The sequence below is a fragment of the Salmonella sp. 32100201201700099SM genome (assembly GCF_017572645.1).
GTDB classification, from domain to species: Bacteria; Pseudomonadota; Gammaproteobacteria; order Enterobacterales; family Enterobacteriaceae; genus Salmonella; species Salmonella enterica.
This window is the reverse complement of sequence record NZ_JAGERQ010000014.1, coordinates 89,166-110,446: the sequence shown is the minus strand read 5'-3', so window position 1 is coordinate 110,446 and position 21,281 is coordinate 89,166. Positions and strand designations below refer to the sequence as shown.

Genomic DNA, 21,281 nt, shown 5'->3' with positions numbered 1-21,281 from the left:
TGCATTGATGCATTATTTTTATGAATTTTTATGTCACAAGGCATAACACATGGAAACTCCTGTTTCACGCAGTGCGTTGTATGGAAAACTGGCCGGCCCACTATTCCGGTCGCTGGAATCGGCAACGGCATTTTGCAAACTACGCTCTAATCCCTGGGTTGAGCTGACTCACTGGCTGCACCAGTTAACACAGCAGCCCGATAACGATATTCTCCACGTTCTTCGGCATTACCAAATCCCTCTTTCTGATGTGGAGAAAGTGTTACTCCGGCAACTGGATATGCTGCCCGCCGGGGCCAGCGCCATCAGTGATTTTTCTCACCATATCGATCTCAGCGTTGAAAAGGCATGGATGCTGGCGAGCGTCCGTTACGGCGATAACAAAATTCGCAGTGGCTGGTTGCTGCTGGCCTTGTTGACCACGCCAGAACTGCGTCGGGTACTGAGCAGTATCTGCGCGCCGCTGGCCACGCTTCCGGTTGATGAACTGACGGAAATACTGCCCTCGTTGATCGAAACATCGCCGGAAGCGCAGGAGCGTCCTTACGACGGCTCCGGCCTGGCATCAGCCATTCCCGGCGAAAACAGTCAGGCGATTCCCAACGGCGGGCAGGACGGTAAATCCGCGCTGGCGAAATACTGTCAGGACATGACGGCACAGGCGCGCGACGGCAAAATCGACCCGGTGACGGGGCGTGAGCATGAAATCCGCACCATGACGGATATTCTGCTGCGCCGTCGCCAGAATAATCCCCTACTGACTGGTGAGGCGGGCGTCGGAAAGACGGCGGTCGTCGAAGGTTTTGCCCTCGCGATTGCGCAGGGGGAAGTGCCGCCCGCGCTGCGGGAAGTACGGCTACTGGCGCTGGACGTTGGCGCTCTGTTGGCCGGAGCCAGCATGAAAGGCGAGTTTGAATCGCGTCTGAAAGGGTTACTGGAAGAGGCCGGGCGCTCGCCGCAGCCGGTTATTCTGTTTGTCGATGAAGTCCACACTCTGGTGGGCGCGGGCGGCGCATCCGGCACGGGCGATGCCGCTAACCTGCTGAAACCGGCGCTGGCGCGCGGCACCCTGCGGACTATCGGCGCCACCACCTGGAGCGAATACAAGCGCCATATTGAGAAAGATCCGGCGCTGACCCGTCGTTTTCAGGTGTTGCAGATTGCCGAACCGGAAGAGATCCCCGCAATGGAAATGGTGCGTGGTCTGGTGGATACGCTGGAAAAACACCATAACGTACTGATTCTGGATGAGGCGGTACGTGCGGCGGTACAGCTTTCTCACCGCTACATTCCCGCCCGGCAGTTGCCGGATAAGGCTATCAGCCTGCTGGATACCGCCGCGGCCCGCGTGGCGCTGACGCTGCACACGCCGCCTGCCAGCGTACAGTTCCTGCGCCAGCAGCTAAAAGCGGCGGAAATGGAACGGTCGCTGTTGCAGAAGCAGGAAAAAATGGGGATTCAGTCAGATGAGCGGCGCGATGCGCTGACGGCGCGAATTTTCTCGCTCAACGATGAACTGACTGCATCCGAATCCCGCTGGCAGCGGGAGCTGGAACTGGTACATACGTTGCAGGAACTGCGTCTCGTAGAGCCAGATGCTGATGACAAAACCACGCTGCAACAGGCCGAAACGGCGCTAAGGGAGTGGCAGGGTGACGCGCCGGTGGTGTTCCCGGAAGTCAGCGCGGCGGTGGTCGCGGCGATTGTCGCCGACTGGACCGGTATTCCTGCCGGGCGCATGGTGAAAGATGAGGCCAGCCAGGTGCTGGAACTGCCTGCCCGACTGGCGCAACGCGTTACCGGGCAAGACGGCGCGCTGGCGCAGATTGGTGAACGTATTCAGACCGCCAGGGCGGGACTGGGCGATCCACGCAAACCGGTGGGCGTGTTTATGCTGGCCGGGCCGTCCGGTGTCGGTAAAACCGAAACCGCGCTGGCGCTGGCGGAGGCTATCTACGGCGGTGAGCAGAACCTGATTACCATCAATATGAGCGAGTTCCAGGAGGCTCACACCGTTTCCACGCTGAAAGGCGCGCCCCCCGGCTATGTGGGCTATGGCGAGGGTGGTGTGCTGACGGAAGCGGTGCGTCGCCACCCCTGGAGCGTAGTGCTGCTCGACGAGATCGAAAAAGCGCACCATGACGTCCATGAACTCTTCTATCAGGTGTTTGACAAGGGCGGGATGGAGGACGGTGAGGGAACACATGTCGATTTCAAAAACACCACGCTATTACTCACCACCAACGTGGGTTCCGACCTCATCAGCCAGATGTGTGAAGATCCGGCCTTAATGCCCGATGCTACGGGGCTTAAAGAGGCGCTAATGCCGGAATTGCGCAAGCATTTCCCGGCGGCATTTCTGGGCCGCGTGACGGTGATCCCTTACCTGCTGCTGGATGAAACGTCGCGTGGCGTGATTGCCCGTCTGCATCTTGACCGGCTGGTGACGCGGATGGGTGAACAGCACGGCGTGACGCTGATGTATAGCGAGGAACTGGTCGCACATATTGTGGCGTGTTGCCCAATGCATGAAACGGGCGCGCGGTTGCTGATTAGCTACATCGAACAGCACATTCTGCCACGACTGTCGCGCTACTGGTTGCAGGCCATGACGGAAAAAGCTGCTATCAGGCAGATTGATATCGGCGTTAATGGTGATGAGCAGATTGTTTTTGAGACAACCTCGCAGGAGGGAATATGCCAAAAGAGTTAAGTGGTGCGCAGTGGGTTTATGGCGTGACTAAGTTTGTCGGCGGAAATACAGATAAACCTCACTGGTCAATTGATGGGCATTAAATATGACATTACGTGACCCGGTGTTATTGACCCCTTTGCTAATGATGTTCGCTTTCAGTGTTCATGGCGAACCGCCTTTACCACAGGATGTGCAGCATTTTCTGAGCAATGCAGAGATGTGCCAGCATCTGGCCGGCGAATGGGATAGTTCTTTACCGGAAGAGGATAAAAAAGACATAGAAAAAGGCATTAATACCTGGTGTCCTCCGGCGAAAAAAGCACTTCCTGGGTTACGGGAAAAGTACAAACAAAACAAAGAGATTATAAAAAAACTCTCTGAGTATGATTTTTAAACTGTGCCGTTGCACCGCTGTCCGGGCGGTCGTCGGTAGATTGATAAGGAAATGAAAGAGTATGGCTATCAACAATAGTGCGCAGAAATTCATCGCGCGCAACCGCGCGCCGTGCGTGCAGATTGAATATGACGTAGAGATTTACGGCTCTGAGAAAAAAATCGAGCTGCCGTTCGTGATGGCGGTGCTGGCCGATCTGGCCGGGAAACCGCGTGAAGAACTGCCGCCGGTGACGGATCGCAAATTCCTCGATATTGATATTGATAACTTCAATGAGCGTATGAAAGCCATTGCGCCGCGCGTGGCGTTCGCCGTGCCGAATACGCTGACGGGTGAAGGTCAGTTGATGGTCGATATCACGCTGGAAAATATGGACGACTTTTCGCCGGCACAGATTGCCCGCAAGGTGGACGCCCTGAACCAGTTACTGGAAGCCCGCACTCAACTGGCGAACCTCCAGACCTACATGGATGGCAAGGCGGGGGCGGAAAATCTGGTCAATAAACTGTTGCAGGACCCGACTCTGCTGAAAACGCTGGCGAATGCGCCGAAATCGGCCGCTACCCAGCAAGATGTGTCAGCGGATAATGAATCAGCGGAATAACGTCGAATTTTTAAGGAATTTTCATGGCAAACAGTAATATGCAGGCAACCGACGCGGTTGCTCAGGATACCGTCTCCGCATCCGGTGAATTTGATGCGTTGCTGAATCAGGCCTTCCGACCCAAGACTACCCAGGCGGCAAAAGCCGTGGAAGCCGCGGTGCAGACGCTGGCGCAACAGGCGCTGGCGAACACGATCACAGTCAGCGATGACGCTTATAAAAGCATCAGCGCTATTATTGCGCAGATCGACTTTAAACTGACCGAACAGATCAAACTGATCCTGCAACATCCCGACTGGCAGAAGCTGGAATCCTCGTGGCGCGGTATGGAGCATTTGGTTTACAACACCGAGACCGACGAAAAGCTGAAAATCCGCTTCATGAATCTGTCAAAAGATGAATTGCGGCGCAACATGAAGCGTTACAAGGGCATCGCCTGGGATCAAAGCCCGATGTTCAAGAAACTGTATGAAGCCGAATACGGCCAGTTAGGTGGCGAACCTTATGGCTGTATCATTGCGGATTACTACTTCGACCATACACCGCCCGATGTGGATCTGCTTGGCTCTATCGCCAAAGTCGCCGCGTCGGCCCATGCGCCGTTTATTGCCGGGGCTTCCCCCTCGGTACTGCAAATGGACTCCTGGCAGGAGCTGGCGAATCCCCGCGACCTGACCAAAATCGTCACCCAGAACCTGGAATATGCGCCGTGGAACTCGCTGCGGGCTAGCGAAGACTCCCGTTATATTGGCCTGACGATGCCGCGTTTTCTTGCCCGCCTGCCGTATGGCGCAAAAACCAACCCGGTGGACGAGTTTGATTTTGAAGAAGATGCGGATGGTTCTGACCATACCAAATACGTCTGGAGCAACGCGGCCTACGCGATGGGCGTAAACATCAACCGTTCCTTCAAACACTACGGCTGGTGTACGTTGATTCGCGGTGTGGAATCAGGCGGTGCGGTGGAAAATCTTCCCTGCCATACCTTCCCGACTGACGATGGCGGCGTGGACATGAAATGCCCGACCGAAATCGCCATCTCTGACCGCCGCGAGGCTGAACTGGCGAAAAACGGTTTTATCCCGTTGATCCACCGTAAAAACTCAGACTATGCCGCCTTTATCGGCGCACAATCGCTGCAAAAACCACAGGAATACTACGATCCGGACGCGACGGCCAACGCCAACCTGTCCGCCCGTCTGCCGTACCTGTTCGCCTGCTCGCGCTTCGCTCACTTCCTCAAATGTATCGTCCGCGACAAAATCGGTTCCTTTAAAGAGCGTGAGGATATACAGCGCTGGCTAAATGAATGGATTATGAATTACGTCGACGCCGATCCGGTGAACTCCTCGCAAGAAACTAAAGCCCGTCGTCCGCTGGCTGCCGCTGAAGTAGTGGTGGAAGAGGTGGAAGGCAATCCAGGTTATTACGACGCGAAATTCTTCCTGCGTCCGCATTTCCAGCTTGAAGGGCTGACGGGATCGCTGCGCCTGGTGACAAAACTGCCGTCAGTGAAGCAGGGCAATGCCTGATGCATTTATTTTGTGAATGTTTAAGCGAGTGAAGTCAGAGAAGATAGAGAATATAAAGAGGGATATATGGCATATATTTACGGTTTGGTTGATTCGTTGCAAGGGAAAGATCAGGTCGGTGATGGGGAGTGTGTGACTTTAGTCAAGCAATATGCACATTTGGGGGTTACAGGAACCTGGAAGCAAGGGCGAAAGGTTTTTGGGGATAAGTCGATCCCCAGGGGGACAGCAATCGCAACTTTTGTTAATGGTAAATACCCAACTGGTGACGCTGTGCATAAACATGCGGCTTTCTATCTTGAACAGGATTCTAACTATATTTATGTTATGGATCAGTGGAAAAAGAAGAAAAAAATCTCGTCCCGCTCACTTTCTCGTAAAGGTGGGATACGTAGTGATGGCACATATCCGGATGCCAGTAACAATGCCGAAGCTTTTTATATTATTGAGTAGGAAATACATATTATGACCATAAGCTCAACTTTTCATCTGTTACCTGGTATTGTTCTGCTCTTTTCACAATATGCTGTAGCCTGGGAAGTCAGTTGTCCGGCTGTTATTGATACTCAGTCTTCTGCTGTGAGCCTGAAGTCTGATGTCCCAGCGCCGTGGCAGCTTTCTCCTCGATATATGTCGCGTTTATGGTTAAGTAGTATTGGGGTAACGCAGGGTAAACCTGAAAACCTGATGGATCTCAAACCAGAGACTAAAAAAGTAAACGGTGAAAATTGGTCTGTATGGGAAACAGAACGTGTTAGCGATAAAGAAACCGATCGCTATTGGGTTTCGTGCATTTATGGTCATGAACAGATATGGTTGGCGCAACCAATACCTGCTTCTTCTACTCGCTGTAAGACCCGTGATTTTGAGGGGTCGCCAGAAGACCAGTCTGTATCTTTTATCTGTAATTAGCAATTTGAAACGTGAAAATTTCAGTACAGATTATGGTTTTTATTATCGGAAGCTATGAGGCATTATTTATATGCATTAAATAATGCAAACTCATAAAATAACTAAATACATTATCGGTATCGGAAAAATATACAGTCTTCTGTTGTCCTGAAATTATTGGAGAGGAATTCTGTACGGCAATGATTTATCTATAAACAAAGATGTAGATAAAATCAGATTAATTTTAAGTAAAACTTAACAAGGATATAAAAATGGCTTATGACATTTTTTTGAAAATTGACGGCATTGACGGCGAGTCAATGGATGACAAACACAAAAATGAAATTGAAGTACTGGGCTGGCGCTGGAATATTCATCAGGAATCCACCATGCACGCCGGTAGTGGCCTCGGCTCCGGTAAGGTCTCTGTCACTAATCTGGAATTCGAGCATTATATCGATCGCGCCAGCCCGAATCTGTTCAAATACTGTGCCTCCGGTAAGCACATTCCGCAGGCCATTCTGGTTATGCGTAAGGCTGGCGGCAACCCGTTGGAGTACCTCAAGTACACCTTTACCGATCTGATCGTTGCGGTCGTTTCACCTAGCGGTAACAGAGAAGGCGAAATCGCGTCTCGCGAGCGGATTGAGCTCTCCTTCAGCACCGTGAAGCAGGAATACGTGGTGCAGAACCAGCAGGGTGGCAGCGGCGGCACCATCACCGCAGGCTACGACTTCAAGGCCAACAAAGAAATTTAACGGTTGTTTTTCCGGCCAGATTTATATCTGGCCGGATTTATTGTTTTGATTTTAAAGGAATTTACAGTGAATAAATGGCGTAACCCCACTGGGTGGTTATGTGCGGTAGCTATGCCTTTTGCACTGCTCCTGCTTTCCGGATGCAGTCGCTACCTGACCCCTAATCGCAGCGGCCTGGCCTGAGCGTGAAAGCGTTTTACAAGGTGAATTCTGACAATCAGAAGAAAGCGACGTCCATGAAGATACGTGTTGAGAATTAATGACCTACACAGAATTTTTAGAGGGTAAGTAAAATGAACAGACCTTCATTCAATGCAGCGTGGCTAGCTTTTAGGAAGGTGAATCATTCCGTCGCTGATGTGGGTAGCATTATTGGTGGAAACGTTGGGAAAAATATAACTGGTGGTTATTTTCAAAATGCCTGCCCTATTCGAATGGGCTATGTTTTGAATGCGACAGGATTCCCAATAGCCCGTAACTCTCCGTATGCAAAGGTTAGTGGTGCCGATAATAAATTCTATATTTATCGAGTGAATGATATGATTGATCATCTTACTCATACTATGGGCAAGCCCGATCTTATTGTTAATAATCCGAAACAGAGTGACTTTATAGGGAAGAAAGGAATTATCGTAGTAAAAGGGCATGGCTGGAGCAATGCCAGAGGACACGTTACATTATGGAATGGCAGTATCTGTTCAGATCAGTGCCACTTATTAAATGACCCAGATAATGGACCATTTGTTCCTGAAGTTGGGACTCTGTGGATACTGCCGTGAAATGGTTAATATTAGTTACTTTCAGCATAAGTGGAATGCTGGTATGGCAGCCATCCTTTGCACAAGAAGCATTGACCACACAATATTCACAGTCGGAACTCTTAAAAAACTGGGCGCTGAGTCATTGTCTGGCATTAGTATACAAAGATGATGTCGTTAAAAACGATGCCAGAGCTACGGCCAGTGCTTACCTTGAATATGGTAAACAATCTGTGGAGATTTACCATGAAATTGATGAGATTGCGAAAAAATATTCAGGGTTGAAATATAACGGCTCGATATCATCAGATTTTAATACCATGAAGTGCATAGATTTTATCCACGACAGGGAATTAAATGAATTAATTAAAAGGCGTGTCGAGAAGTAAAATTCAAAGATATTAAAAGCATACGTTCTCTTGCTCTGATGAATTTATGGGTAAGAAAGAGCTGTACAGGAATAGTTAATCTGTTCACCTAATAAAGCAGATAAATCAGGGCTTAATTTAGGTAGTTAAAAGGATAGTAGATATGTCTTATGACATTTTTCTGAAAATTGACGGCATCGACGGCGAGTCAATGGGTGACAAACACAAAAATGAAATTGAAGTACTGAGCTGGCGCTGGAATATTCATCAGGAATCCACCATGCACGCCGGTAGCGGTCTCGGTTCCGGTAAGGTCTCCGTCACTAATCTTTCATTTGAACATTACATCGATCGCGCCAGCCCGAACCTGTTCAAATACTGCTCTTCCGGTAAGCACATTCCGCAGGCCATTCCGGTTATGCGTAAGGCTGGCGGCAATCCGCTGGAGTACCTCAAGTACACTTTCACAGATCTGATTATTGCAATGGTATCGCCCAGCGGAAGCCAGGGAGGGGAAATTGCGTCTCGCGAATCAATTGAACTCTCCTTCAGCACCGTGAAGCAGGAATACGTGGTGCAGAACCAGCAGGGTGGCAGCGGCGGCACCATCACCGCAGGCTACGACTTCAAGGCCAACAAAGAAATTTAACGGCTATTTTTCCGGCCAGATGTTATGTCTGGCTGGTTTTATTGTTTTGATTTTAAAGGAATTTACAGTGAATAAATGGCGTAACCCCACTGGGTGGTTATGTGCGGTAGCTATGCCTTTTGCACTGCTCCTGCTTTCCGGATGCGGCAGTAGCGATGCGTTACCTGACCTCGAATCACAGCGCCTCGACCTGAGCGTGAAAGCCTCCGATAAGGTGAATCCTGACAATCAGAAGAAGGCCGCGCCCATTGAGATACGTGTTTATGAACTAAAAAATGACGCCGCTTTCACGACAGCCGATTACTGGTCGCTCCATGACAACGACAAATCCGTCCTTACCGACGATTTAGTGCGTCGCGACAGCTTTATTTTGCGTCCCGGCGAAGAGAAAAAACTGCGTCGCCCGCTGAATGCGCAGACCACGGCAATCGGCGTACTGGCCGGATACCGTAACCTGGCCAAATCGGTCTGGCGGGTAACCTACAAAATCCCGGAAGCCCCGGAAAAAGCCTGGTACAGCAGCTTCATACCGGGGAAAGGAAAAGTGCAGTTGGAGGCGGAACTGGAACAAAGCGCCATTGTAATTACGGAACGGGATAAATGAATTATGAGCTGGAATGACCGCGTAGTCTGGAGTGAAGGACAATTTTTACTGCCGCAGATGTTTCAGCAGCAAGAGCGTTATCTGGAACATGTCATGCATTACCGTAGCCTGCCGCTGACCCCCTTTTTCTGGGGATTCAGCCACTACAATATTGATGGCGAAGCGCTGAACATCGGTAAACTGATACTGAAAGAGGCATCAGGGATTTTTCCTGACGGCACGCCGTTTAACGCACCGGACCACACCCCGCTGCCGCCGCCGCTGACCATCCTGCCGGAGCACCTGAACCAGCAGATTTGTCTGGCGGTACCGGTACGCGCGCCGAACAGCGAAGAAACTACGTTTGACAATAACCCGGAATCACTGGCGCGTTTCTCGGTACATGAACACGACATCCGCGACGCCAACTCGCTGGGACGTGGCGCGCAGTTATTACAGCTCAGTCACCTGCGCCTGCGGCTGCTGCCGGAAAAAGCGGTGACGGGCGCCTGGATTGGCCTGCCGCTGACCCGCATCACCGGGCTAAACCCTGACGGGCGGATAGATATCGACCACGACCTGATCCCGCCCATCATTAATTATCAGGCCAGTTCGCTGATGTGTACCTGGCTGTCGTGGATCAACGATCTCATCCGAATGCGGGCCGATTCGCTGGCGGAACGGCTGACAGGCAGCGACAACCACGGCCATGAAGCAGCGGAGGTCTCCGATTACCTGCTGCTGCAAATTCTCAATCGCTTTGAGCCGCTGCTGACTCACCTGGCGAAAACCCCGCTGGCCCCGGAAGTGTTGTATCGCTACCTGTCCGAACTGGCCGGGGAACTCTCCACGTATGTGCGTCCACAAACGCGACGGCCCGCTGAATACAAAGAGTACAAACACCTGACGCCCTATGCCGGGTTGAAATCACTGGTTGATGAGGTGCAGTTCCTGCTGAATGCGGTACTGATCCGGGGCGCGCAGCGCATCGAACTGAAAGAGGGGACTTACGGCATCCTGAATGCGGTGGTGGCTCCTTCCGATCTTGCCGATTTCAGCACGCTGGTACTGGCGATAAAGGCTTCAATGCCGACCGATGTGCTACTGCAACATTTTGCCGCCCAGACCAAAATCGGGCCATCCGATCGCCTGCCGGAACTGATCCGCTCGCATCTGCCGGGGCTGGCTTTGCAGGTTCTGCCTGTACCACCGCGCCAAATCCCGTTTCAGGCCGGATACATCTATTACGACATCCGCCGCGAGGGAGCATTGTGGGAACACATTGCCCGTTACGGCGGGATGGCCATGCATACCGCCGGGGAATTTCCGGGGCTGGAGACAGAACTGTGGGGAGTGCGCGATAAATGACAGACAGTACCCTGACGCCGCCAGCGGCGGACATGATGTCCTTTTTGTCCACCACGCCGGAACATAAGGACAGTGAATATGAAACGCCGGTACACACCAGCCAGCGCACGGAACTCAATGTCATCGTTGAAGACGGTCCGGACAGCAAACTCCGGCTGGCTGAAATCAGCGCGGCGGCTAACCCGTTGCTCGCCGCTGCCCGGCCTTTATTGTGCGCTCTCGCAGCCATGCCCGCTAAACTGGATGCGGCCCTGGTAGAGCCTTACCGTAATCTGCTGGTACGCGAGATGCATCTGTACCAGACATTATGCGATCAGGCGAACCTGCGGCGCGAGCACGTACTGGCGGTACGTTACTGCCTGTGTACGGCGCTTGATGAAGCCGCCAATAACACAACCTGGGGACGGCGCGGCGTCTGGGCCGGAAAAAGCCTGCTGGTAACATTTCATGGTGAAAGCGAAGGCGGGATAAAACTTTTCCAGATCATCGGGCGTCTGGCGGCCAGCTTCCAGGAACATGGCAACGTACTGGAGGTTATCTACCACCTGCTGGGGCTGGGATTTGAAGGCCGCTACAGCGTGCAGCCAGACGGGCGTAAGCAACTGGACAATATTCGTCAGCAACTGCTGACACAGCTTTCACAGCGTCGCGATCCGGTCATGCCCGCGCTCTCGCCTGACTTTCAGGGGGCGATAAGCGGACGACTGCGGCGGATGCGCCGGGTGCCGGTCTGGCTGAGCGCCGGGATAGCCCTGTTGGCGATGCTGACGCTGTTTGGCCTTTACAGCCACCGGATGGATGTGCAGACCGTCACCGTACAACAGCATATTGATGCGATTGGTATAAAACTGCCGCCGCCGCCCGTGCCGGTTCATAAGCTGCGGCTGAAAATCCTGCTGGCAAACGAAATCGCCCGTGGCCTGCTGACCGTGGACGAAGATGACCAGCACAGTAGGGTGGTCTTCCGTGGCGACGCCATGTTTGTACCGGGACAAAAAACGGTGAGTGACGCAATCCGGCCAGTGATTAACAAAGCGGCGCGGGAAATCGCCCGCGTGGGCGGCGCAGTCACTGTAACGGGTCACACTGACAGCCAGCCCATTCATTCGGCTGAATTCCCATCCAACCTGGTGCTGTCGGAAAAACGGGCGGCGGAAGTTGCGGCGTTGCTGACCTCCGGCGGCGTACCTGCCGGACGGGTACATATCGTCGGCAAGGGCGATACGGTGCCGGTGGCGGATAACGGCAGTAAAGCCGGGCGGGCGAAAAACCGTCGGGTGGAAATTCTGGTAGTGGAGTGAATGAATGATAAAAAAATCGACCTATGATGTGTCTCATCATTCGGCAATATGTGGCGTGACGGGGGATTATTATCGGATCTCAGCGACATATCACATAAAACGATCTATCCGTGTTTTTTTGATCATTTTATGTTGTTTATTACCCGGTGGCGTTTTTGCCGGGTCCCTGATTAACGCAGGATTAATTTCCCCCGATAATGTCAACCTCAGTATACGGGATTTTCTGGGGTTTTATGCCAGTGATAACTTACAGGAAAAAGATAATACACTGATGTATGTGTTGGGGGTAGCGGATGCCACAGAAGGTAAGACGTGGTGTGGATATGGTCAGGTTGACAGTATAACAATAAACCATACTGTGCTGGCCTGGCTTGATCGGTACTCTGTGAAAAAGCCTGATGCAAGAGCTTCGGTGCTGATAGAGGAAGCATTAGTTAAAAATTTCCCCTGTCAGGGGACTGAACCCTCCGTAAAAATTGCTTCCCGGTCATCTCCTGTGTTATCCCTGACGCCGGATGCGCTTAATCTTTCAGGTAATGACTTTTTTAAATTTTGGGTATCTGGTAATCAACTGGATAAACTCAGGGCGGGTATCTATCTGCTTGGCGTGGAGGATGCAACGGAGAAAAAACTATGGTGTGGATACGATTTATTTAAGACGCTAACATTAAATGAAATTGTCTATGTTTTTCTTAAAAATAAAACACATAAAGAACTTAATTCTCGCGCGGCTGAGCTTATCATAAATAAATTAATAGAGTATCCCTGTAAGATATAAAATCATTCAAGTTGCATCAAGGCGGCAAGGGAATGAATCCCCAGGAACGTACATTAGTTCGTGACTGGGGTGAGCGAGGAAAGCCAACGCACATGCAGCCTGAAGTATGACAGGTATACCCTGTGATAATGTTATCGCTGCCAGTTCAGATAAGTATTGGTGGTAAAGTCTTGGTAGTAAGGGATTGATATGTTTAAGATAATGGTCTGTCTGTTGGTGGGTATTCCTGCCATTTCTTATGCGCACGATTATGGGTGTGCTACGGTTGGAGCATCAATGGAGTCATCATTATTTGATGCCATAAAAAATGACCTGAATATAGATGTCGCTACTATTATAAAGGATAAAACAAAGGTAGAGATTCTTGATATCTCACTTGTATCTAAGGTCTATGCAGAATCTCTGGCCAGGATGGATTACGAAAAAGATAAGGCCAAAAATAAAGTGGCAATATTAGATAAAAAATCCTATTTCGATAGTTACTATGAAAATCAGGTTAAATCTATCGTGGCAAAATATACCTATATTAACAAAGATAAAGAAAAAGATATTTTCATTGCATCCAGCTTCATGAATGCTGATGAGTGTTCTGTAAGATTTAATGGTTATATTACTTTATCCAGGGAATTTTAAAATATTGATTATTGGGTGGCGAGTCGAAATATAATGCAAAAATTTCTTAGTCTGCTTTTTTCCCGGCGCGCGCTGGCGATTGTGGGCGTTCTGGTTCTGGCGCTGCTGGTCTGGTTTGTCGGGCCGCTGGTGTCATTTGATACCCTGCGCCCGCTGGCCTCCGTGGGCAGCCGGGTGGTGACCATTGCCCTGTTGCTGATGTTGCTGGTACTGTGGCTGGTCAACTGGTCGATGAGTATCATCGGCATCAGTGTCCTGTGCCTGGCGATTGGCTTCGTCACACCGCTGCTGGCCCTGGGCGATGTCCATCCGTTTGCGCCGCTGTGGGTCCGCCTGACATTAATTGGTTTCATCCTGTTGGTGTATGCGCTGTACGGCCTGTACCGGCTGTGGCGTGCGCTGCGTATGGATGAACAACTGCTGCGTCGCTTCCTGCATCCGCGCGGGGAAGAGGTACCGGTGGCAGGCGAGATCAAAGCCGACCTGCGCACCGTCAACCATATTGTCACGCAGGCCATCCGGCAGCTGCGGGTGGATATGCCTGGCTGGCGTAAAATCTTCGAGGGTAAACGCTTTCTGTATGAGCTGCCGTGGTTCATGGTGGTCGGCAGTCCCGGCGACGGCAAAACCACGGCCCTGCTGAACACCGGATTGCAGTTCCCGCTGGCGGAGCAAATGGAGCAGACTTCGCGCATCCTGACAGTACCGGGTGGCGGCACGCTACACTGCGACTGGTGGTTTACCAACGAAGCGGTGTTGATTGATACCGCCGGACGCTACGCCCGCCACGATGACGGTGGTGAAGCGAGCGCCGCGCAGCGTAACGCCGGAGAGTGGCAGGGCTTTCTCGGTCTGCTGCGTAAACATCGCCCCGGCGCGCCGCTTAACGGCGTGATCCTGACGCTAAACGTGGCGGATTTAACCGCACAGTCACCGGCGGAACGCCTGGCGGCCTGCGCCGCTCTGCGGGCGCGACTGGCAGAACTGCGCGAGACCCTGGGGATTCGCTTTCCGGTCTATCTGGTGGTCACCAAAATGGATTTGTTGCCGGGGTTCAGCGAATATTTTCGCACGCTGACCAGCCATCTTCGCGCACAAATCTGGGGCTTTACGTTGCCGTACAGCCGCAGGCGAAAAGCGGGCGACCCGCAGGCGCTGCACGCCGCCTGCGCGCAGGAGCTGGCGCGCCTGACGCTGCGGCTGGATCAGGGACTGGATACCCGGTTACAGGAAGAGTACGACCTTAAAAGCCGCCAGCGGCTGTATACCTTCCCGCGTGAGTTCGCCGCCCTCGGCGAGCCGTTGCTGGAGGCTATTGAACAGATCTTCCTCGATTCAAAATTCGATGCCACGCAACTGAATAACACGCTGCGCGGGGTGTTTTTCACCAGTGCCGCGCAGGCGCAGGCCGACGCCGTGGCCGACCAGTTGAGTATCTGGCAGCGCTTTGTCCGGGCGATAAAAACCGCCCGTGGCGAATCATCCGCCTCTCTCCCACACGCTCTGCCGGACGGCAACCGCAGCTACTTTCTGCATGATCTGCTAACACAGTTTATTTTCCGTGAAGCGCACCTGGTGGAGCCAAACCTCCAGTGGGCCTGGCGTTACCGCCTGCTGCGCCTCGGCGGGCACCTGCTGGTACTGGTGCTGGCATTCCTGTTGTGGCAGGGGATGCAGACCAGCCAGCAGACCAACGGCGACTATCTGAATGAAATCAGCGCCCGCGCGACCCGGCTGGACGGCGAGGTGAAAGCCTACACCGGTAAACCGGCGATGGCTCCCGTCCCGGCACTGCTGGACAGCGCAAGGGAACTGTCCGCCTGGCCGGAACTGGACCCGGACGCGCCGCCGCTGACCTGGCGCTACGGCCTGTACAGCGTACCGCCGGTAACCGACAGCGTGGCGTCGCTGTACAACCGCCTGCTGGATCAACTGCTGCTGCCGCCGCTGGTGAAACGGATGGAGTATGTGCTGGCGGACGCCATTGCCCGTCAGGACAGTAAAGCGGCCTACGATGCCCTGCGCATCTATCTGCTACTGAATCTGGATAAAGATCACGAAGATAAATACAACGCGGCGGAGATCCAGTCGTGGGTGATTAACGATCTGGGGAACAGCGACAGCGTGGCCGGGTTCGGCGGGCGCGCCGCCGTGCTGACGCATATCGAAGCGCTGTTTGACGGCAGCCGGGTGGTGCATTCACCGTATGAGAAAGATGAGGCGCTGATCCGCCAGGCGCGGGCATTCCTCGACGGTCACACCAGTACCGAGCGTATCTATGCGCGGGCGCTGGCGGCGATGGAGAGCGAAGCGCCGCAGGAGTTCACGCTGGTACGCGCTGTGGGCGCGGATGCGGGAACGGTGTTTGTGCGTAGCAACGGCGCGCCGCTGGATCGGGGCGTGCCGGGTATTTTTACCCGTGAAGGTTACCGGGAGCTGTTCGACAAACGATTACCGGAATTTGTGGCGGCGGCGACGGCGAACGATGGCTGGGTGATGGGCCGGGAGAGTACGCCAAAAAAGCTGACTGACAGCCTGCGCAGCCAGATACCGGGGCAGGAGCAGTCTGTCGCCCGCGAAGTCCGCCGTTTGTACCTGACAGAATATGCCCGCCGCTGGCAGGATTTTCTGGACAGTATCCATAGTATTAACAGTGCCGGGGAAGAGGGCAGTTCCGGCCTGGCCTATGATTTACAGGTGCTGCGCACCCTGGCGTCACCGGACTCACCGCTGATGCGGCTGGGAAAAGCGGTGGTGGAGCAGACCACGCTGGCGCCGCCGCCGGACCCGCAGGCCAGACAGAAACAGCTGGCGCAGCGCGCGTCCGGTAACGCGGGGAAAGTGGTACAGACGGCAAAACTGTTCCAGGATATTCACCCGGAAGAACGGCTGGAAAAAACGCTGGTGGATGATCGTTTCGCCGCGCTGCGCGAGGTCATTGCCGGGCGGACGGACGGCGGACAGAGCGGCGGTGGGACGATGCAGATCGCTTCGCTGCTGACCATGCTCAACGAGTATTACACCCAACTGACCATTGCTGATAGCGCGCTGGCGGCGGGGACGTTGCCAGCGCGCATTACTGCCGCAGACAAGTTGCAACTGGAGGCGGCGAAACTGCCCGCGCCGCTGAAAAACATCCTGCTGGATCTGACGAAGCAGGGAACGCGCAAAATCAACGCCGGGACCGGCGATGTGCTGAACACCCAGATGGAGGCGATGATGGGCGACGACTGCCGTGACGCCATCGACGGGCGCTATCCGTTCGCCGACAGCCCGCAGGAGGTCAGCGCCGAGGACTTTAACCGCATCTTCGCCAGCGGCGGCGTACTGGATGCTTTCTGGAGCAAACAACTGGCTCCGCTGGCGGACACCGCCAGCGACCCGTGGCGCTACAAACCGACCGAAGGCAACATGACATTGCAGGGGCCGGATTTAACGCCGTTTCAGCAGGCGAAGCAGATCCGCAGCGTGTTTTTTAACAGCGAGGGCGGGAAAAAATTTTCCTGGTCGATGCAGATTAGCGTGGTGGATATGGACCCGGCCATCACGGAACTGGTGATTGATATCGACGGCCAGGTGCTGCGCTACGCCCATGGTCCGGACCGGCCCCTGAAAGTGACGTGGCCGGGACCGCGCAACGGCTCGATGGCGGAAATCACCGCCAGCCCGCGTATTCGCCAGGACACCTCAACGCTACTGACCGGCGGGCCGTGGGCGCTGTTTCATCTGCTGGACGCCGGAATGGTACAGGAAACGGCGGTGCGGGGGCGTCAACTGGTGGAATATGATTTTGACGGTCGCCGGGTGGTGCTGGAAATCACCGCCGGGCGGGATTTTAACCCGGTCAGCCGGGAGCTGTTGCAGAACTTCAGTTGTCCGGCGAGGGCGTTGTAATGCGCCGGCCAGCGGTGGTATCAGCCCCGGCGATGTTCGGCAGGCTGCCGGACCAGCGCGACTATGTGCGCTGGCGAGTGGGCGCTGAAGAGGGACGAATATGGCAGGACTGGCTGAACCGCCAGACGTGGGTGGGCAGCGGGCGGCATATCGTGTTGCCGGGAGGCCAGACGACCGATGAAGAGCGTGACGGCTGGATGCACCTGTCGCCGCGTGGCGAACATGATATGCCCGCGCCGGAACACCATCCGCTGCCGTGGAGCTTTGTGATGTCGCCGGGATTTTTGCCGATGGGTGGGACGACTGACTGGCTGACCGGAGTGCTGATGGCGTCACGGGATAGCGTGGGACGCCCGTGGCCGCTGGTGATTTACCAGCGTTGCGGTCGGGAGTGGCTGGACGAGAGTTTGCAGGAGACGCAGGGCTGGCTGTACTGGCTGGCGAGGCTGGCGGCGCAGCATATCACGCCGGACACGATGCGGCGCGGGCGGCTAACGGAGCAGGTGGACCAGCTATGGGCGATGTGGCAGCCGGGGCCGTGGTGGGCGCAGTGGCTGCGCGGGTTACGACGAACATCGCAGCGCAGCCGGGAACTGACCGGGCTGCCGGATGAAGCACCGGTAGTAGAACTGCCGGGCGTGCGTTATCTGCCGTGGCCGGGCTGGCCGGGTAAGACGCTGGGGCAGGCAACACCGGGGCAAGGCTGGTTCTGGCAGCAAAACAGTGAAGGGCGGTATGTGGATGCGCTGCGACTGGCGGAGAAATAATGAACATGGTGGTTTTAAAAACACCTGCTAAGGAATGAAGAAATGGGTAATTATGATAAAGCGTGTAATAACACAGAGGCGGTAAGGTTTATTCAAAAATATAAGAATGATTGTGAGATAATCGCTAATCAACTTGAAGTGCCAGTGGAATTTATACTGGCGGTTGCAGCAAAGGAAAGTCGTTATGGGCAGGGAAGGATTGCAACTGAATATAATAATTTTTTTCAATGCATGGTCCGGCACCATTGCAGTTGAGTAAAGTTCATCCTCAGGGAAGTCACGACGTGTGGGTTGCCACCTATACGTCTTTTTTAAATTGCGCGAAATCATTCGCCATCAGGTTTGGTAGTGCAGTCAGAAAGATAAAGGACCCTAAACAATTTGCACAAGCATTGATTGAGTCACGATTTAATTCAGGTAAAAGTAGTAATGGAGGGCATACCGGATACGCCAGTGAACTGGTGGCTATGATTGGTATGGTTAAGCGGAGAATGGCATGTTCAGTAAAATAGTGTCATTGCTTTTGTTTACTATTTTATCCGTGAGCAGTTATGCCCAGGTTCTTGTATCAAATATCCCGGTGTTTGATTTGACTAAATTAAATCAGGAAGGGCTTACCGAGACACAGGCTCAGGCATTATTGGTTTTATCATTAAAAAATAAAAAATATAATATTACATTGCCTGGCGTTTTTATGGACGAGGCTTTAAAAAATGATCAGGGTAAACCATTTCATTCTGGATATTATAGCTTTGGTGTGGGCTATGACTCTCCTTCTGCCGGTGCTACGGATATCTGGGGATTATTCTCCGTCAGTCCGAAAACAGGAGATGTCTGGGAAGAATATTCATGTGAGAGAATATCATTTCCGGCGCTACAAAAAATACAACAAGAAATAATGAAAAAAACTGGCGCGACATTTGCCAGTGAAGTGGTACAGCGCCGGGGGCTGGGCTGTACAGATGAATAGCGGGGTAGTTGGAGCTATCGGGCATACGTTACTTGTCAGAGCAAGGCTGGCGGAGAAATAATGAACATGGTGGTTTTAAAAACATCTGCTAAGGAATGAAGAAATGGGTGCTTATGATAAAGCGTGTAATAACGTGGGTGCGGTAAGATTTGTCCATGAGCACATGAAGGTTTGTGAGATAATTGCAAAAGAGCTTGACGTACCGGTAGAGAATATACTGGGTCTTGCTGCTGCCGAAAGTCAATATGGTACAGGTCGTATTGCCAGGGAATATAATAATTACTTTTCTCTCCAGGCTCCTGCATCATTTCAGTCAGGTCGGGTTCATCCAAAGGATAGTAACAAAACTTGGGTGGCTATTTTTTCTTCGTTTTCAGTTTGTGCGCGATCTTTTGCTGTCAAGTATGGTGACGCTGTTCGGGGGAAAAAAGATGCTCTGGCCTTCTCTGAAGCTCTGGTAGCTGCTGGGTTTAATTCAGGATCTCATATTACTGGTGGTACGGATAATTACGCCAGGATAACTGCTGGAATAATTATTATGGTCGGCCGGAGAATGGCATGCCCCGTAAAATAATGCTTGTTTTTTTTCTCTTTATATCTGAGGTCTGTTATGCCCAAGTGGTTGTATCTGAATTTAATTTGTCAGATATAAATCGCGGTGGAATGACGAAAGCACAGGCAGAAAAACTACTCATTATTGCACTTAAATATCAAAAATATGATTTATCGCTGGATGGCGTTTTTGTTGACGGTGATTTGCAGGATAAACACGGAAATCCTCCCCATCCAGGATATTATGATTTTAGCCTTGGCTATGATACACCGACTGCCGGAGCAATAGATTATTGGGGACTGTTTTCAGTAAGTTCTCAAACTGGTGATATATGGGAAATAAATAAATGTGAGAGAGTTATATTTCCGCAGTTGCAAAAAATACAACAAGAAATAATGAAAAAAACTGGCGCGACATTTGCCAGTGAAGTGGTGCAACGGCGAGGGCTGGGCTGTACAGATGAATAGCGGGATAGTTGGATCTACCAGGCATACGTTACCTGCCAGGGCAAGGCTGGTTCTGGTAGCAGAACAGTGAAGGGCGGTATGTGGATGCGCTGCGACTGGTGGGGGAAAACAGGTAAAGGATTTTATATGAGTAAACGTGAAGAAATTAAAGGTAATCAGAAGCTTGATGAACTCAAATTTGGCATTGTATATACCGAAGTGTTGGGTTGGCTTGATATGGGACATGCCGGTGGTGACGATATTTCCCTGCTAAAACAGCAATTTGATGCGGGTGAAAGCTCCGGTAATAAATATTACTCAGTGATATATAAACAGAATATGCGAATCAGAAGTAAAACACTGAGGCAGGAAATGGGGACAGGAAAATTCACTCGCTGGGAAATCCAAAGAGGACGTACTCAGGATGAAATTAATAGCATCATGCTGGCGATGATGATGAATACAGCATTGAAGTTTGAGGCGTATCAAAGCTTGAAAGCATTTTCATGGCATACAGATAGTGGATTTAGTGGTGAAGATTTGGTTTCAGATCTTTTTGGTTTTTATCGTTTTATGATCCCGGGGAAATACAGTAGTTTGGTTCGTCCCGTCAGTTATAATGATGCGGTTAGTCGCTGGGATTTTTACGGACCTGTTGGCAGTTTTAAAAATGATGGGTTTCGACCCATTCTGTTTCCTGATCCGAAGGATCCCTGTGTCAAACATAAACCTTATAAGGTAAATTTGCCACATTTTATGACATGGATCCAACCGTGGAGTGATTTTACATCGGGTAAGATAAGAATCATAACTAATGATGGAACATCATTTTCTTTTTTACCCATATAGGATGTATATAAACATGCAAGGGATGAGAATTTTCAGACGTCTTTTTTTATGGTTTATCCTTGCCGTATTTTCTATGCTTTTTATCGCTTGTATTTTTATATATATGATTTCATCAGGAATGAATGATGGTGGAGTTTATACGGAAAATGACTTTTTAAAATACCACATGCTTACTGATCCTGACATATTAAATAGTCCTAAAGTATCTGAGAAATATTATTTTGAATACCATCCAGGTGATGGTTATCCACTTTCAAACTCCATAGTATTTAGTGAGGGGACAGATGTGGAGCCTTTGAAAAGATATCTCTCAGAGCTGGGGTATAAATTACATAAGCGCATTCTCAATAAGAATGAAATTGTATGGGAGAGTCGTTGTTCGATAAATCAGTCATCATCGTTTTATCTTTCAGTTAACTATACAGAAAATAGTGTTCAGCTTGAAAAAGAAATTTGTTATTAGCAGATGACTACATTCCTCAGAAGGATC

General features: G+C 51.8%; 22 protein-coding genes and 3 pseudogenes. All 25 read left to right on the top strand.

Annotated features, from left to right (window positions below):
* Positions 1 to 49: 49 nt before the first annotated feature.
* Positions 50 to 2,713, top strand: coding sequence for a type VI secretion system ATPase TssH (gene tssH / locus J4685_RS20295; RefSeq protein ID WP_000449794.1), 2,664 nt, complete (start codon positions 50 to 52; stop codon positions 2,711 to 2,713).
* Between the two features lie 85 nt (positions 2,714 to 2,798).
* Positions 2,799 to 3,089: a hypothetical protein gene (locus tag J4685_RS20290; RefSeq protein WP_000175186.1), complete on the top strand. Its 291-nt coding sequence runs from the start codon at positions 2,799 to 2,801 to the stop codon at positions 3,087 to 3,089.
* Between the two features lie 61 nt (positions 3,090 to 3,150).
* Positions 3,151 to 3,693 carry a type VI secretion system contractile sheath small subunit gene (tssB, locus tag J4685_RS20285; RefSeq protein ID WP_000996812.1) on the top strand — a complete coding sequence of 181 codons (543 nt, stop codon included), beginning with the start codon at positions 3,151 to 3,153 and terminating at the stop codon, positions 3,691 to 3,693.
* A gap of 23 nt (positions 3,694 to 3,716) precedes the next feature.
* A complete protein-coding gene (gene tssC, locus J4685_RS20280; RefSeq protein ID WP_000013883.1) occupies positions 3,717 to 5,225 on the top strand; it encodes a type VI secretion system contractile sheath large subunit in 1,509 nt (502 codons plus the stop codon).
* A gap of 66 nt (positions 5,226 to 5,291) precedes the next feature.
* Entirely contained in the window at positions 5,292 to 5,678 is a 387-nt protein-coding gene (locus tag J4685_RS20275) for a BPSL0067 family protein (RefSeq protein ID WP_000323515.1), read from the top strand.
* A 12-nt stretch (positions 5,679 to 5,690) separates the two neighbouring features.
* Positions 5,691 to 6,137: an STY0301 family protein gene (locus J4685_RS22705; RefSeq protein ID WP_001573854.1), complete on the top strand. Its 447-nt coding sequence runs from the start codon at positions 5,691 to 5,693 to the stop codon at positions 6,135 to 6,137.
* Positions 6,138 to 6,388: 251 nt separating this feature from the next.
* Complete coding sequence (locus tag J4685_RS20265) at positions 6,389 to 6,874, top strand: Hcp family type VI secretion system effector (RefSeq protein ID WP_000312793.1); 486 nt, start codon at positions 6,389 to 6,391, stop codon at positions 6,872 to 6,874.
* Positions 6,875 to 6,940: 66 nt separating this feature from the next.
* A pseudogene (locus tag J4685_RS22700) lies at positions 6,941 to 7,125 on the top strand (type VI secretion system lipoprotein TssJ); the annotation flags it as partial.
* A gap of 42 nt (positions 7,126 to 7,167) precedes the next feature.
* Positions 7,168 to 7,653, top strand: coding sequence for a type VI secretion system amidase effector protein Tae4 (locus J4685_RS20260; RefSeq protein ID WP_001081544.1), 486 nt, complete (start codon positions 7,168 to 7,170; stop codon positions 7,651 to 7,653).
* Entirely contained in the window at positions 7,638 to 8,021 is a 384-nt protein-coding gene (locus J4685_RS20255; protein WP_000379146.1) for a type VI secretion system amidase immunity protein Tai4, read from the top strand. Before J4685_RS20260 ends, J4685_RS20255 begins: the two co-directional genes overlap by 16 nt.
* A 142-nt stretch (positions 8,022 to 8,163) precedes the next feature.
* Entirely contained in the window at positions 8,164 to 8,649 is a 486-nt protein-coding gene (locus J4685_RS20250) for an Hcp family type VI secretion system effector (protein WP_000119446.1), read from the top strand.
* A 67-nt stretch (positions 8,650 to 8,716) separates the two neighbouring features.
* Positions 8,717 to 9,253 (top strand): type VI secretion system lipoprotein TssJ, encoded by a 537-nt coding sequence (tssJ, locus tag J4685_RS20245; protein WP_011233133.1) that lies wholly within the window; start codon positions 8,717 to 8,719, stop codon positions 9,251 to 9,253.
* A gap of 3 nt (positions 9,254 to 9,256) precedes the next feature.
* Entirely contained in the window at positions 9,257 to 10,600 is a 1,344-nt protein-coding gene (gene tssK / locus J4685_RS20240; protein ID WP_000118732.1) for a type VI secretion system baseplate subunit TssK, read from the top strand.
* Positions 10,597 to 11,901 (top strand): type VI secretion system protein TssL, long form, encoded by a 1,305-nt coding sequence (gene tssL / locus J4685_RS20235; protein WP_000132483.1) that lies wholly within the window; start codon positions 10,597 to 10,599, stop codon positions 11,899 to 11,901. Before tssK ends, tssL begins: the two co-directional genes overlap by 4 nt.
* Positions 11,902 to 11,905: 4 nt before the next feature.
* Positions 11,906 to 12,679, top strand: a complete 774-nt coding sequence (locus J4685_RS20230) for a Rap1a/Tai family immunity protein (RefSeq protein ID WP_000592733.1) — start codon at positions 11,906 to 11,908, stop codon at positions 12,677 to 12,679.
* 201 nt (positions 12,680 to 12,880) lie between these two features.
* Positions 12,881 to 13,312 (top strand): Shiga-like toxin A subunit SciR, encoded by a 432-nt coding sequence (sciR, locus tag J4685_RS20225; RefSeq protein WP_011233132.1) that lies wholly within the window; start codon positions 12,881 to 12,883, stop codon positions 13,310 to 13,312.
* Between the two features lie 33 nt (positions 13,313 to 13,345).
* A complete protein-coding gene (icmF, locus tag J4685_RS20220) occupies positions 13,346 to 17,206 on the top strand; it encodes a Type VI secretion protein IcmF (RefSeq protein WP_001168952.1) in 3,861 nt (1,286 codons plus the stop codon).
* Entirely contained in the window at positions 17,206 to 17,973 is a 768-nt protein-coding gene (locus tag J4685_RS20215) for a TagF domain-containing protein (RefSeq protein WP_001254136.1), read from the top strand. Before icmF ends, J4685_RS20215 begins: the two co-directional genes overlap by 1 nt.
* A 42-nt stretch (positions 17,974 to 18,015) precedes the next feature.
* Positions 18,016 to 18,485, top strand: a pseudogene (locus J4685_RS22695) (glucosaminidase domain-containing protein).
* Complete coding sequence (locus J4685_RS20205) at positions 18,470 to 18,943, top strand: hypothetical protein (protein WP_000491749.1); 474 nt, start codon at positions 18,470 to 18,472, stop codon at positions 18,941 to 18,943. Before J4685_RS22695 ends, J4685_RS20205 begins: the two are co-directional and overlap by 16 nt.
* Positions 18,944 to 19,046: 103 nt before the next feature.
* Positions 19,047 to 19,517: a glucosaminidase domain-containing protein gene (locus J4685_RS20200; protein ID WP_000501516.1), complete on the top strand. Its 471-nt coding sequence runs from the start codon at positions 19,047 to 19,049 to the stop codon at positions 19,515 to 19,517.
* Positions 19,502 to 19,963: a hypothetical protein gene (locus J4685_RS20195; protein WP_011233131.1), complete on the top strand. Its 462-nt coding sequence runs from the start codon at positions 19,502 to 19,504 to the stop codon at positions 19,961 to 19,963. Before J4685_RS20200 ends, J4685_RS20195 begins: the two co-directional genes overlap by 16 nt.
* An 8-nt stretch (positions 19,964 to 19,971) precedes the next feature.
* Positions 19,972 to 20,079 (top strand): annotated as a pseudogene (locus J4685_RS20190) (cytoplasmic protein); the annotation flags it as partial.
* Positions 20,080 to 20,089: 10 nt separating this feature from the next.
* Complete coding sequence (locus tag J4685_RS20185) at positions 20,090 to 20,791, top strand: hypothetical protein (RefSeq protein WP_000043960.1); 702 nt, start codon at positions 20,090 to 20,092, stop codon at positions 20,789 to 20,791.
* A gap of 13 nt (positions 20,792 to 20,804) precedes the next feature.
* Positions 20,805 to 21,254 (top strand): hypothetical protein, encoded by a 450-nt coding sequence (locus tag J4685_RS20180; RefSeq protein WP_023211698.1) that lies wholly within the window; start codon positions 20,805 to 20,807, stop codon positions 21,252 to 21,254.
* Positions 21,255 to 21,281: the final 27 nt, after the last annotated feature.

Excerpts from the sequence above, each read along its gene's own strand:
- tssH (WP_000449794.1), top strand. The coding sequence starts at position 50 with ATGGAAACTCCTGTTTCACGCAGTGCGTTGTATGGAAAACTGGCCGGC.
- J4685_RS20290 (WP_000175186.1), top strand. The coding sequence starts at position 2,799 with ATGACATTACGTGACCCGGTGTTATTGACCCCTTTGCTAATGATGTTC.
- tssB (WP_000996812.1), top strand. The coding sequence starts at position 3,151 with ATGGCTATCAACAATAGTGCGCAGAAATTCATCGCGCGCAACCGCGCG.
- tssC (WP_000013883.1), top strand. The coding sequence starts at position 3,717 with ATGGCAAACAGTAATATGCAGGCAACCGACGCGGTTGCTCAGGATACC.
- J4685_RS20275 (WP_000323515.1), top strand. The coding sequence starts at position 5,292 with ATGGCATATATTTACGGTTTGGTTGATTCGTTGCAAGGGAAAGATCAG.
- J4685_RS22705 (WP_001573854.1), top strand. The coding sequence starts at position 5,691 with ATGACCATAAGCTCAACTTTTCATCTGTTACCTGGTATTGTTCTGCTC.
- J4685_RS20265 (WP_000312793.1), top strand. The coding sequence starts at position 6,389 with ATGGCTTATGACATTTTTTTGAAAATTGACGGCATTGACGGCGAGTCA.
- J4685_RS20260 (WP_001081544.1), top strand. The coding sequence starts at position 7,168 with ATGAACAGACCTTCATTCAATGCAGCGTGGCTAGCTTTTAGGAAGGTG.
- J4685_RS20250 (WP_000119446.1), top strand. The coding sequence starts at position 8,164 with ATGTCTTATGACATTTTTCTGAAAATTGACGGCATCGACGGCGAGTCA.
- tssK (WP_000118732.1), top strand. The coding sequence starts at position 9,257 with ATGAGCTGGAATGACCGCGTAGTCTGGAGTGAAGGACAATTTTTACTG.
- tssL (WP_000132483.1), top strand. The coding sequence starts at position 10,597 with ATGACAGACAGTACCCTGACGCCGCCAGCGGCGGACATGATGTCCTTT.
- J4685_RS20230 (WP_000592733.1), top strand. The coding sequence starts at position 11,906 with ATGATAAAAAAATCGACCTATGATGTGTCTCATCATTCGGCAATATGT.
- sciR (WP_011233132.1), top strand. The coding sequence starts at position 12,881 with ATGGTCTGTCTGTTGGTGGGTATTCCTGCCATTTCTTATGCGCACGAT.
- icmF (WP_001168952.1), top strand. The coding sequence starts at position 13,346 with ATGCAAAAATTTCTTAGTCTGCTTTTTTCCCGGCGCGCGCTGGCGATT.
- J4685_RS20215 (WP_001254136.1), top strand. The coding sequence starts at position 17,206 with ATGCGCCGGCCAGCGGTGGTATCAGCCCCGGCGATGTTCGGCAGGCTG.
- J4685_RS20205 (WP_000491749.1), top strand. The coding sequence starts at position 18,470 with ATGTTCAGTAAAATAGTGTCATTGCTTTTGTTTACTATTTTATCCGTG.
- J4685_RS20200 (WP_000501516.1), top strand. The coding sequence starts at position 19,047 with ATGGGTGCTTATGATAAAGCGTGTAATAACGTGGGTGCGGTAAGATTT.
- J4685_RS20195 (WP_011233131.1), top strand. The coding sequence starts at position 19,502 with ATGCCCCGTAAAATAATGCTTGTTTTTTTTCTCTTTATATCTGAGGTC.
- J4685_RS20185 (WP_000043960.1), top strand. The coding sequence starts at position 20,090 with ATGAGTAAACGTGAAGAAATTAAAGGTAATCAGAAGCTTGATGAACTC.
- J4685_RS20180 (WP_023211698.1), top strand. The coding sequence starts at position 20,805 with ATGCAAGGGATGAGAATTTTCAGACGTCTTTTTTTATGGTTTATCCTT.